Here is a 12899-nt window from a genome sequence, read left to right as displayed (position 1 = left end):
CGTTTCACACCCGCGCTTCCAGCACCACCACGCTGCGGGCGGCGACGGCGATGCGGTTGCCATGCACCGGTGCCTGCTCACCGAGCGCCAGCAGTGGGCGCTGATCGGCGGTGTCCACTGCCCGCCACCAACTGCGCCCGGGGATGTCGGGAATGGCGCACCGCTGCCCAACGCTGCTCATGTTGAGAATGACGTGCAAATGCTCCTCCGCTTCGGCAATGCCGGCAAGTGTGAACGCGAGCAACTGACTGGTCGTGCTATCCCACGCCGGTTTATCCAAGTCCACGCCGTGCCAGCGGATGTCCGGCAGCCGCCCCGGGGCGTCGGGTTTGCCGGTTAAAAACCACCGACGGCGCAGCGTGGCATGGCGACGGCGGAGCGCAATCATGCCGCGTGTGAATTCGCGCATCATTTGCTGCTGATCTAATTGATTCCAATCAAACCAACTCAGCGCGTTATTTTGACAATAGGTATTATTATTGCCGTTTTTAGTGTGCAGGATTTCATCCCCCGATAACATCATTGGCACGCCCTGACTGAGCATTAAAATCGCCATGAAGTTCATTGCTTGACGCTGGCGCAGGGCGCGAATAACCGGATCAGTGGTCGCGCCTTCAATGCCGCAATTCCAACTTAAATTATGATTATGCCCGTCGAGATTATTTTCGCCATTTGCTTGATTCTGTTTTTGGTTGTAACTGACCAAATCATGCAAAGTAAACCCGTCGTGACAGGTGACAAAATTAACAGAATTGGCCGGGCGGCGGCCGCGCACTTCGTATAAATCACTAGAGCCGGCAATGCGCGTGGCGATTTCGGCAATTAACCCGCCATCACCGCGCACGAATGCACGAATGACATCCCGATACCGCCCATTCCATTCCGCCCAGCGAAAGCCGGGGAAGTCACCGACTTGATATAAACCCGCCGCGTCCCACGCTTCGGCAATAATATGCGCCCGCCCTAATTCGGGGGATAATTCAATTGACCATAAGACCGGCGCGTGATGTTGTGGATTGCCATCTTCACCGCGAGCCATTGCGCTGGCTAAATCAAAGCGGAAGCCGTCAACGTGCATTTCATGCGCCCAATAATGCAAACAATCAATCAAATAGCGCGTGACCAGCGGATGATTGCAATTGAACGTATTACCGCAGCCGGTGTAATCGCGGTAACGGCTGCGATCTAATAAATCAAGATGATAAAAGACTTCATTGCCGATGCCTTTGAAGTTAATTAACGGCCCATCTGCGCCGCCTTCGGCCGTGTGATTAAACACCACGTCGAGAATGACGCCGATGCCGGCGCGGTGCAGTGCTTTGACCAGATCGCGGAATTCATCTCGCGCCCGCTGTGGATCAACGCTGTAATTGGGATGCGGTGCAAAAAAACTGTGGGTGCTGTAGCCCCAATAATTGCTCAAACCGAGATGGGCAGTTTTCGGCGGCACGTCCTGCACGTCGAAAGCCATGATCGGTAATAATTCAACGTGCGTAATGCCCAATTCCTGTAAATACGGAATCTTATCAATGAACCCGCAAAAAGTGCCGGGGTGAGTGACTTGCGCGGATGGGTGTTGCGTAAAACCGGCGACGTGCAATTCATAAATCACCGCGTCGGTTAATGGAATGGTGCAATGACAATCGCCTTCCCAATCATAATGATCGCGTACCACCTGTGAGCGCATGGACTGCGCGACATTATCACCCGCTTGACAGGCGCGGCGGCGCTCCCACAGGCGATTGCTGACGGTGGTACACCAGGGATCGAGCAGCAGTTTGTGCGGATCAAAGCGGCCGCCGCTCTCGCGGGTGTTACTCGGCCCATCCATCCGCCAACCGTAAAATATGCCGTCGGGTAAATCTTTGACTAATAAATGCCAAAAGAAAAAGGTGCGGTGAATGCGTGGGTCGAGCGTAATCATTTGAAACGGCTGGGGGCTGTCGTCACGGTCAAATAACAGCAGTTCAACTCGCGTGGCATAACGCGAAAAACAGCAAAAATTGACTCCGTCAGCGACGAAGGTCGCCCCGGCCAAATCCCAGTTACCGGGCAACACCTCATAAACGCGCATCACTCATGTTCTCCTCAAACCTAGATAAAATCCGTTCGTTACAGCAGATAACGGCAGCAATTGTCAGCCTGGCAGCACAAGTTGTGTTGATGCGCCGCGCCCCTGACAAATCGTGCCGTTAGGATACCAGTGCCTGGGCAGCAGGTCATGGTTAAGCAGGCGACGGGCGCGCAGTTGACAGGATGCAATGCACAGAATGCGCAGACGGGGTAATATAAACAGTTGTTTTCACGCAACCGTTACCCTCCTTTAACGCTTTTTTATTTATCACCATGATTAAAAAAATTGACATTGATCAAATCGCTTGTATTGGCTGCGGCACCTGCTGGGTCGGACAACCGCACATGTTTTGTGAAGCCCATGTGGATGGCGAACTCCGCGCCGCCGCCACTGGTGCAATTAACCTGGATGAAGCGCGCCTGCGCATCATTGCCGAAAGTTGCCCAACATTAGCAATTCTATTATTAGATGAACAGGGGCAAATCGTATTCCCCAGCGCCGAACAACGTGCCGCCCGCGATCACGCCGCCGATTGGTGATTGTTCATTGCACATCTGGGTGCTTTACTATTAAACATCATCAGCGGTGTCACGCCGCTGATGCGAATGAAACTGGAATGGTGTTATGTTTGAGTCTAATCAATCACTGGCTGACTATGATGCCGAGTTATTTGCCGCGTTGCGCAATGAAGAACGGCGACAAGAAGAACACGTCGAATTAATTGCCTCCGAAAATTATGTCAGCCCGCGTGTATTAGCCGCGCAAGGTTCGGTATTAACCAATAAATACGCGGAGGGCTACCCGGGGCGGCGCTATTACGGCGGCTGTGAATACGTTGATATTGCCGAACAATTAGCGATTGATCGCGCTTGTGCATTATTCGGCGCCGCCTATGCCAATGTCCAACCGCATTCAGGATCACAAGCCAATGCCGCCGTTTATATGGCATTATGCGAACCAGGTGATACGATTTTGGGCATGAGTTTAGCGCACGGCGGCCATTTAACGCATGGTGCTAAACCCAATTTCTCCGGTAAACTCTATCGCGCTGTCCAATACGGCATTGATGCCAACACGGGTGAAATTGATTATGCCCAAGTGGAAGCATTAGCCAATGAACATCGCCCGCGCATGATGATTGCCGGCTTCTCCGCGTATTCACGGGTAATTGATTGGGCGCGCTTTCGATCTATTGCCGACAGCGTGGGCGCATATTTATTTGTTGACATGGCACACGTCGCCGGTTTAGTTGCCGCTGGTTATTACCCCAATCCCGTGCCAATTGCCGATGTCACCACCACTACTACGCATAAAACATTACGCGGGCCACGCGGCGGGTTAATTCTAGCGCGGGCGAATCCCGAGATTGAAAAAAAGCTCAACTCATTAGTCTTTCCCGGTATTCAAGGCGGGCCGTTAATGCACGTCATTGCCGCCAAAGCGGTGGCGTTTAAAGAAGCAATGGAGCCGGCATTCAAAGTCTATCAACAGCAAGTTATTACCAATGCCCGCGCCATGGCTGAGGTGTTTATGACACGCGGTTATTCAGTCGTGTCTGGCGGCACGGATGACCATTTATTCTTGGTCAGCTTTATTGAACAGGGCTTAACTGGTAAAGACGTGGATGCGTGGTTGGGGGCGGCGAATATCACCGTGAATAAAAATGCCGTGCCGAATGATCCGCAGTCACCATTTATTACCAGCGGCATTAGAATTGGGACGCCGGCAATGACCACACGCGGGTTTGGTGTGAATGAAGCGCGTCAATTAGCCGAATGGATGTGCGACATTATTGATAGTCGCGGTGCGGCAGAGGTCATTGCCAAAATTAAAAACCGCGTAGTAACCCTGTGCGCACAATTCCCCGTGTACACCCGTCCCTAATTGCCTTAATTATTATTGAGCCGTCCGCCCATGCGTTGCCCTTATTGTGGCGCTCCTGATACGAAAGTCATTGATTCGCGCTTATCACCCGAGGGCGATCAGGTGCGACGTCGGCGGCGCTGTGGCATCTGTTGTGAACGATTTAATACCTATGAATCTATTGCATTAGAAATGCCCCGCGTTGTGAAACGAGATGGTACGCGGGTGCCATTCGATCAGCAAAAATTATTGGCGGGTATTTTGCGCGCATCCGAAAAGCGGTTAATTAGCGCTGATGTGATTGAGGCAATGGTGGCGCGGATTGGGCGGCGGTTATTAGCATTAGGTACGAATGAAATTACCACCCGTGAAGTCGGTGAATGTGCATTAGATGAATTGCGCGATATTGACCCCGTTGCCTATGTGCGCTTTGCATCGGTGTATCGCAAATTTGATGATATTATGGCATTTAAAGAGGAAATAGAACGGTTGCAACATTTGCCATCACCAGAAGCACGGCAAGCGCAATTAGATTTATTTGTCGGGCTGGATTTGTGTAATTAATAACTAGCGCAAATACTGGATGGACAAGGCATTATTGGATCAATGAGTGACTTTCTATAATGATTCAATCACCCCCGCTCTGTTTATTAACCGCCTGGTCAACACAAGCCCCGTCATTGCAGCGTTATTTACGTCACCGCTTATCAGAACCGGCTGATGTGGAAGACGTTTTGCATGATACTTTCATTAATGCGTTACAACAAGGACGGGGCTTTTGTGCTATACAACAACCCCGTGCTTGGCTATTTCAAATTACCCGCAACCTATTAGTTGATCGGCAACGACAGCGGCGTCCCATGTTGCCGTTATTTGATGAATTGCCGGACATTTTCAATCATCAACGTCCGCCCGTTGATGACTTAGCGCATTGTTTGCCAACTGTGTTTACGCAATTATCTACTGCCGATCAATTCGCATTAACCTTTTGTGATCTTGAAGGACATCCCCAGCAGTTATTAGCTGAACGACTGGGATTGTCATTGTCTGCGGTTAAATCGCGTATTCAACGCGCTCGGGTGCGTCTAAAACAACAGTTAATACGTCAGTGCGGGGTGCGATTTGATACAAGCGGGCGCGTGTGTTGTTTTAATCAATCAGTATTTTGCGCAGTGATTACACCGCCGTATTACACTAATTGATACCGCTCTTCCATATAGCGATACACCAGTTTTGATACGCCACGCATTGCATCCCCCCGCGATTTAATCCAGCTACCATAATCACCACTTTGGTCACGTTCAATAATACCAACAAAGGTATACACATGCGGCCGCCCCGAACGCATTTGCGTCGAAACTATTCCCATATCACCGCACAATTGCGCAGTTGAACCCGTTTTATCATACACCCGCACATGCGCTGGAATTGCACTCACACCAGTGGTAATACGATCACGATTCGGCAAAGCCATTAAATTGCGTAATTCGGCTGCTTGCGGCAGGCGATCCAACCACAGTGCATAAAGAAAACGGCTGTAATCATGGGCAGAAGCGCGGTTTTTATAAGTACGGCCATTCGGTGGAATGTATTCAACTATATCGGTTTGCGCAAAGATACCCGGCGCATCCCGTTTTAATACCATTTCCACTGCGCTTGGGCCACGATTGCCATTATGTTCACTCACCAAATGCATGATTTTATTCGTGGCGTTATTATCACTATTGCGAATCATGCGCTCCATTGTGGCGCGAATTTCAGGTGTATAACGCAAGCCTGATCCCCGCCGCCGGGCGGTATAGAAAAACGCTAATGCGACCAGCGGTTTAATCATACTTGCAGCTTGGCGTGGTGCATCTTCATTAATTGCCACCAATTTACGTTGGCTGGTGAAATCATACACCGACCATGAAGTTCCTTCAGCGGAGTTAATCAAACCTTGTTGACGAAACCGATAAAGTAATGCGGCCACTTGGCGTTGTAATGGCGATTGGGGCGCCGCTTCGGTCAATAAACTCGTTGTATTCAATAGACAGCCGGTACTGAGGGCGGCAAGTTGAATAAGAAAATGTCGCCGTTCATGCTTAATATTATTCATATGTTCATTCGCAATGTCGGCGTTAATGGTGGGAGAGGTGAATTGATGAGACATGGGTGACTCCGCACAAGTCAAAAGTAAGCGCTCGGCGTTGAAGTGTGCTAACAACGAACGGCACACTGGGTTCAACGCCTAGCTTAACCAATGCGGTCAAAAAAACAAGTGCAGTCAACTAGCTCGGCGGGATTATTCAAGTCATTTCATACATAATTCGTATAGCATAACGGCAAGTGACCCCGCGCTAAGTATCATTCGCTGGTGGCAATAACGGGTTGGGTTTATTCGATCAATCCAACCCAAGTTATTCACTAAATAACCACCGCTATCTATTCACGCGACATTCATTAAAGATGCGTTTATCACAGGTTTCGCAAATGCGTTTATCGAGTTTATGATACAGCGCTTTAATTGCCGCTTCTTTCGTTTGAAATACATTGCGTGCCTCATCATCTTCCATACAACCGCTCGCTTCTAATGTATCCCACAAGCCTTGTTTTACGTTGATTAAGTACAATCCGCCGGCATTTTTACGCCGCCGAATCGCTTCATCTAATAAAACTTGTCCGCCCTGTAAATCAACAAAGTTCATTCCTTCCGCTAAAATCGCTAAATGCTTTTGGTCGGGATGCCGAGCGCGTAACACATCAAATGCGCGTTCAATATGTGCCACAGAACCAAAGAATAATGAGCCATCAATCCGAATAAACCGTAATTGCGGACATTGCGGCACGTCTGGCTCGCTCGAAAAGGCGCGTTTGGGTAAACGAGGGTCAGGACTTAATGTGACAATACGCGGTTTTGACGTACGTTCTAAATACAACACCAATGATAATAAAACGCCGGCAAAGATGGCGAATTCTAATTCTAGGAATAGTGCGGATAAAAAGGTGACGAGCAACACCCCGGTTTCGCGTTTAGAAGAATGCAGAATATGGCGGATTTCTTTGAAATCAATCAACCCCCAAGCGACTAAAAATAAGATACCCGCCATCGCGGCTTTGGGTAAATAACTGGCATAGGGTGCGACTAATAACACAATCAACATCAACAGGATGCCAGCGAAAATTGAAGCTAATGGAGTGCGCGCTCCAGCTTCATAATTGACGCCGCTGCGATTGAATGAACCGGTGGCGACATAACCGGAGAAAAATGCGCCGGCAATGTTGGATAAACCCTGTCCAATAAACTCTTGATTGCCGTCAATTCGATAGCCGCCGCGAGCCGCTAAAGCGCGGCCAATTGAGACGGCTTCGGTTAATGCAAACAGGGTGACGGCTAATGCAGTGGGGGCTAATTGCCGAATGTGTTCAAATGCAAAACTTGGGGCGGATAATGGCGGTAAACTTGCCGGTAAAGCGCCGACTGTGGTAATCCCAGTGTATTCAGCGCCGTACCATGTATTTAATCCAAAGGCGACTAAACTGCCGGCTAATAATGCAACAATCATATAGGGTATTTTCGGCCAGCGCTGCTTTACTTCAATTCCAACCAGTAGAGTAATCACCGCAACTAGGGTGGCGCCCGGGGTGATTTCGGTGATGTGATGGCTAAACTCAATTAAAATATCGTGCAATTCACCAGCGCTGCTCATGTCAACACCGAAGAAGTGTTTTAATTGTTTAGCAGCAATTAAAAATGCCGCGCCGGCGGTGAATCCGACAATGACAGCATGGGAAATGAAATTAACCAGCGCCCCTAAACGAGCGAAGCCAAGTAATAATTCTAATACGCCAACCATCAAGGTCAGGGTTAATGCGAGGGTGACGTAATCGGGTGTGCCAGGAATCGCCATCAATGAGAGCGATGAAAATAAGACGACCGATGCGGCGGTCGTTGGTCCTGAAACTAGATGCCGTGATGAACCGAATAAAGCGGCAATGATCGCCGGCACCATGCCCGCATAGAGTCCGTATTCGGGCGGCATTCCGGCAATGGTGGCAAAGGCGACGCCCTGCGGCAATACCACAATGGCGCCAGTGAATGCAGCAATGAGATCAGCGCGTACATCGCCCGCCTTTACTTTGGGTAACCATAATACAAATGGAAATAACCAACTGAGGCGGTGAGAATGCACAGTTCCAGATGTGGGCATAACAACGTGTCCCTTCATAATGATAAATAACAATCAACCATAGCAATGACACGCTAAACAACCCTTGCTTAGGGTGACAATGACTACCAATACCAACGCAATGATTAACCCGCCGTTGCGGGTGGTGTAGAGGAATGGGCGCCGACAAATAAACGACAGGCGGGATTATTGCTTTCATCCCAATAACGATAACCCAACGTGTTGAGTAGTTGCGTTAAATCAGTCATCGCCTCAGGTGCTAATTGAATCCCCATTAACACCCGCCCGTAGGCGGCACCGTGATTGCGATAATGGAATAAACTGATGTTCCATTGCCGATCTAATTGCGTTAAAAAGCGCAATAACGCCCCCGGACGTTCGGGGAATTCAACGCGAATGAGTCGCTCATTATCAATTTGTGCGACATGACCTCCGACCATAAACCGAATATGCAATTTAGCTGTTTCATTATCGGTCATGTCAAGGACGGGAAACCCTTTTTTTTCTAATCGCGCAATCAATTCGTGACGTCCATCAATGCCGCCACCCAATTCAACGCCGACAAAGATGTGCGCGGTATTCACATCCGAATAGCGGTAATTAAATTCAGTGATTTGGCGCTTGCCCAATGCTTTACAAAAGGTTAAAAAACTCCCCGGGCGTTCAGGAATACCAACCGCTAATAACGCTTCACGGCGCTCACCCAATTCAGCGCGCTCGGCCACATGACGCAGGCGATCAAAATTACTATTCGCCCCACTTTCAATCGCAATTAAAGATTGCCCGCTGATTTTATTCAACTCAACATAGCGTTTTAATCCCGCTATCGCTAATGCGCCCGCCGGTTCGGCAATTCCCCGCGTGTCATCGTAAATATCTTTAATTGCCGCGCAGATTTCATCCGCCGTCACTAAAATCACCGCATCAACACAGGTGCGCGCAATGCGAAATGGTTCAATTCCAATTCGCCGCACCGCCACGCCGTCGGCAAATAACCCGACTTCGGGTAATTCAATTGGTTCACCCGCCGCCAGCGCCGCGTGTAAAGTGGGCGCTTCTGCTGGCTCAACGCCGATGATTTGCACTTGCGGGCGCAGCGATTTGACGTAAGCGGCGATGCCGGCGATCAGCCCGCCGCCGCCAACTGGTACGAAAATTGCCGCAGGCGGCTCAGGATGTTGGCGCAGCAACTCCATACCAATTGTGCCTTGCCCGGCAATCACATCCAAATCATCAAACGGGTGAATAAAAGTCAAGCCACGTTCATTCGCCAGCGCCCGCGCATGTGCATAGGCTTCATCATAAGAATCGCCATACAAAACGGTATGCGCACCGTATTGCCGCACCGCTTGAACTTTAATAGTCGGCGTGGTTAATGGCATGACAATCATTGCCTCAATTTTTAATCGCGCCGCGCCCAACGCCACGCCCTGCGCATGATTACCGGCTGAGGCTGCAATAACACCCCGCGCCCGCGCTGTCGCATCTAATTGATGCAATTTATTATATGCGCCGCGCAATTTGAATGAAAAAACCGGTTGTAAATCTTCGCGTTTTAGCCAAACATGATTACCCAATCGGCGCGATAACAACGGCGCACGGGTGAGTGGTGTTTCATGCGCCACGTCATAAACGCGGGCAGTTAGGATACGTTCAAGGTAAGATTGCGGCATGATGTGACCATTTTTACGGTTTTTGTGGTGCAAATCAAGTGACCACCCAGATTGCACCAAGTCTGGTGGTAAAATCATCGTCACCATTGAGTCTCGCGCACCTGCGACCGTTATTTAATTAAAATGCGCACAAATCGTTCGCCAGTTTATTAGGATCAATTGCTATGTACATCGTTATGGTCAGCGCCGAATGTGCGCCGGTGGCAAAAGCCGGCGGCCTCGGAGATTTCATCCAGGGATTAGGGCGTGAGCTGACAATACAGGGTCACGAAGTCACCATCGTATTACCAAAATATGATGTATTGCGCACCAGTTTTATTCAAAATCTCCAGCCAGTGTATCGGGATTTATGGGTGCCCTTTTATGATCGGCGTATTCCCTGTACGGTTGAAAGCGGTGACGTAGATGGACTGCGGTGTTTATTTATTGAGCCGCATTCACCGCAAGGCTTTTTTCGCCGCGGGCGTATTTACGGTGAACCTGATGACATGGATCGTTTTGCGCTCTTTTGCCGGGCCGTTTTAGAATACTTTTTAATGACTGGTCAACATCCCAATGTCATTCACTGCAATGATTGGCAAACCGGTTTATTACCAGTGCTATTATATGAAATTTACGAACGTTTGGGTATGAACCGCACCCGCGTGTGTTATTCTCTGCACAATGTCGGTTATCAAGGTCAAACCGACCCGCATGTATTGCAAATGAATGGATTAGAGGTGACGCGGCTATTAACAGCGGATCGTCTGCAAGACCCCAGTAATCCACAGTTATTGAACTTAATGAAAGGCGGTATTGTTTTTTCTAATTTTGTCACGACCGTGTCACCGCAATATGCTTGGGAAATTCAACACACACAACAAGGCATGGGATTGCAACCCTTATTACGCCAATATGACCAAAAATTCGGCGGAGTATTAAATGGAATTGATGATGCAACCTGGAATCCTGCTACCGATCCGTTAATTACCAGTCGTTATACCGCCGATGATCTACGCCGTAAAGCAGCGAATAAAACGGCACTGCGGCGGCGGCTCAATTTAGCATCAGGCTTAAAACCCATTGTTGCAGTGGTCAGTCGTTTAGATCGGCAAAAAGGCGTCGAATTAATTCGCCATGCCATTGATTATGTATTAGCTGAAAACTGCCAATTTGTGTTATTGGGTAGTGCGCTTGATCCAGCCATTGATGCCGAATTTCAACAAGCCAAGTGCGATAAACTGGGTAATCCCAACTGTCATTTAGAGTTAGGTTATGATGAAGAACTGGCACATTTGATTTATGCTAGTGCGGATATGATTTTAATTCCCAGCGTCTATGAACCCTGCGGATTAACGCAAATGATTGCCATGAAATATGGCTGTGTTCCTATTGTGCGGCGCGTGGGCGGATTAGCCGACACAGTATTTGATGCCAATTATAGCGACAAACCATTTGAAGAGCGCAATGGTTATGTGTTTGATGAACTAACACCGGCGGGACTTGAATCTGCATTGAAACGCGCTATTGGTTTGTGGTTTCATCATCCCGATCATTTTCGGCAATTGCGTTTAAATGGGATGCGCACCGATAATTCATGGCGCCGTCCAAGCCAACATTATTTAGATATTTACCATCATATTTGCCGTGATTTGCCCGCTTGAGCAGCACGATTGCATGGTAAATGCCGCCACCGTTTTAATACCATTTTTCATTGAAACCTGAGACGCTATTTATGGAAACTTCAACCGTCACTCGTATTGCAGAATTAGCCAAACTGGCAATAGCGCCGGCAGAATGTCCGCATTACGCCGAGGAATTAACCCAAATCTTGGCGATGATTGAACAAATGAATGCAGTAGATACCGCCGCAGTCACACCACTTGCGCATCCATTGCAATTAACGCAACGCCTGCGCGCCGATCAAGTGACTGAATTGGATCAGCGGGAATTATTTCAACAGAGCGCACCCCTTACACGCGAGGGGTTTTATTTGGTGCCGCGTGTCATTGAATAAATATTCAGGAGACAGCGATAGTAACACCTCTCGCCGTGCTTGTATTTGCGCATTATTGGATCGCGCAACCGGTCTCTATTAAAACGGAACAATGCGGGTCAGTATGAACGAATGATGAGACACCTGTCATGCAAAAAGTACGGGCGGCACGGAATAGAACATTAACGGTTGACGATACCGAAAAAGTGTTTTATAAAACAAAGCTACTTGATTCAAATCAGCCGCTTACTATTAGCACAATCATAAATAAAACCATCTGTGCCGATGTGCTGTTAATCATTGACGCTCTGCCGCAGTCATTCGTGGATTTGCTCATTATTGACCCGCCATATAACCTCGACAAGAATTTTCACGGTCTCAAATTTTCCAAGCGTGATGATGAAACTTATCTTGAATATTTGCGCAGTTGGTTTCCAAAACTCATTAAAGTGCTAAAGCCTAACGGCTCGGTTTATTTATGCGGTGATTGGCAGAATTCAGCGTGTCTTTATCAAGTGATGCGTGACACAGTACAAATAAAAAACCGCATTACTTGGCAACGGGAAAAGGGACGTGGTGCGAAAACGAATTGGAAAAATGCCGCCGAAGATATTTGGTTTGGCGTGATGTCTAATGATGATTATTATTTTGACGTGGATGCGGTTAAACAAAAACGCAAAGTGATGGCGCCGTATAAACAAGATGGCGCACCAAAAGATTGGGAAATCACGCAAGAGGGCAATTTTCGTTTAACGCATCCGAGTAATTTTTGGGATGATTTGTCCATTCCGTATTGGTCAATGCCTGAAAATACCGATCATCCCACGCAAAAACCCGAAAAGTTAATTGCCAAGTTAATTCTAGCCAGTTGTCCAGTGCATGGCATTGTATTAGATCCGTTTCTTGGTTCTGGTACTACGTCCGTTGTTGCCAAGAAATTAGAGCGCCAATATGTTGGCATTGAAATGAATGAAGCGTATTGTCTGTGGGCTGAAAAACGCTTGGCACAAGCCGATATTGACAAAACCATTCAGGGTTATTCGGGCGGGGTGTTTTGGGAAAGAAATACATTGCACTATCAATTGGCTGAACAAAGAAATTCAAATAAAATACGCCCGCATCAAACATTAGATTAGGAACCGCCT

11 protein-coding genes are annotated in these 12899 nt (G+C 48.5%); 7 read left to right on the top strand and 4 right to left on the bottom strand.

Going from position 1 to position 12899, the window contains the following annotated elements:
• Positions 1-4: 4 nt before the first annotated feature.
• Positions 5-2074, bottom strand: a complete 2070-nt coding sequence (gene glgX, locus HUK38_RS08215) for a glycogen debranching protein GlgX (protein WP_182583879.1) — start codon at positions 2072-2074, stop codon at positions 5-7.
• Between the two features lie 272 nt (positions 2075-2346).
• Here glgX and HUK38_RS08210 point away from each other — a divergent pair, with 272 nt between their 5' ends.
• From HUK38_RS08210 to HUK38_RS08195, 4 genes are all read left to right on the top strand, one after another.
• Complete coding sequence (locus tag HUK38_RS08210) at positions 2347-2613, top strand: ferredoxin (protein ID WP_182583845.1); 267 nt, start codon at positions 2347-2349, stop codon at positions 2611-2613.
• 85 nt (positions 2614-2698) lie between these two features.
• The gene (gene glyA, locus HUK38_RS08205; RefSeq protein ID WP_182583844.1) at positions 2699-3958 is read left to right on the top strand and encodes a serine hydroxymethyltransferase; all 1260 of its coding nucleotides are present in this window, start codon (positions 2699-2701) and stop codon (positions 3956-3958) included.
• A gap of 30 nt (positions 3959-3988) precedes the next feature.
• Positions 3989-4501, top strand: coding sequence for a transcriptional regulator NrdR (gene nrdR, locus HUK38_RS08200; protein ID WP_182583843.1), 513 nt, complete (start codon positions 3989-3991; stop codon positions 4499-4501).
• A 59-nt stretch (positions 4502-4560) separates the two neighbouring features.
• Positions 4561-5139: a sigma-70 family RNA polymerase sigma factor gene (locus tag HUK38_RS08195; RefSeq protein WP_182583842.1), complete on the top strand. Its 579-nt coding sequence runs from the start codon at positions 4561-4563 to the stop codon at positions 5137-5139.
• Here the strand turns inward: HUK38_RS08195 and HUK38_RS08190 are convergent.
• The 3 genes from HUK38_RS08190 to ilvA all read right to left on the bottom strand — a co-directional run bounded on the left by HUK38_RS08190 (position 5127) and on the right by ilvA (position 9779).
• Positions 5127-6089 (bottom strand): serine hydrolase, encoded by a 963-nt coding sequence (locus HUK38_RS08190; RefSeq protein WP_182583841.1) that lies wholly within the window; start codon positions 6087-6089, stop codon positions 5127-5129. The genes HUK38_RS08195 and HUK38_RS08190 overlap by 13 nt on opposite strands.
• A gap of 268 nt (positions 6090-6357) precedes the next feature.
• On the bottom strand, positions 6358-8127 hold the full coding sequence (locus tag HUK38_RS08185) for a SulP family inorganic anion transporter (protein ID WP_182583840.1): 1770 nt from the start codon (positions 8125-8127) through the stop codon (positions 6358-6360).
• 104 nt (positions 8128-8231) lie between these two features.
• On the bottom strand, positions 8232-9779 hold the full coding sequence (ilvA, locus tag HUK38_RS08180; protein ID WP_182583839.1) for a threonine ammonia-lyase, biosynthetic: 1548 nt from the start codon (positions 9777-9779) through the stop codon (positions 8232-8234).
• 164 nt (positions 9780-9943) lie between these two features.
• On the opposite strand from ilvA, the gene HUK38_RS08175 reads away from it, so the two are divergent.
• The 3 genes from HUK38_RS08175 (at position 9944) to HUK38_RS08165 (ending at position 12890) form a co-directional block, all read left to right on the top strand.
• Positions 9944-11422, top strand: coding sequence for a glycogen synthase (locus HUK38_RS08175; protein WP_182583838.1), 1479 nt, complete (start codon positions 9944-9946; stop codon positions 11420-11422).
• Between the two features lie 71 nt (positions 11423-11493).
• A complete protein-coding gene (gene gatC / locus HUK38_RS08170) occupies positions 11494-11775 on the top strand; it encodes an Asp-tRNA(Asn)/Glu-tRNA(Gln) amidotransferase subunit GatC (RefSeq protein ID WP_182583837.1) in 282 nt (93 codons plus the stop codon).
• Positions 11776-11903: 128 nt separating this feature from the next.
• Complete coding sequence (locus tag HUK38_RS08165) at positions 11904-12890, top strand: DNA-methyltransferase (RefSeq protein WP_182583836.1); 987 nt, start codon at positions 11904-11906, stop codon at positions 12888-12890.
• The last annotated feature ends 9 nt before the right edge of the window (positions 12891-12899 follow it).

The sequence above is a fragment of the Thiospirillum jenense genome (genome assembly GCF_014145225.1).
Lineage (GTDB): Bacteria > Pseudomonadota > Gammaproteobacteria > Chromatiales > Chromatiaceae > Thiospirillum > Thiospirillum jenense.
This window is presented reverse-complemented; position numbering and strand designations above follow the sequence as displayed.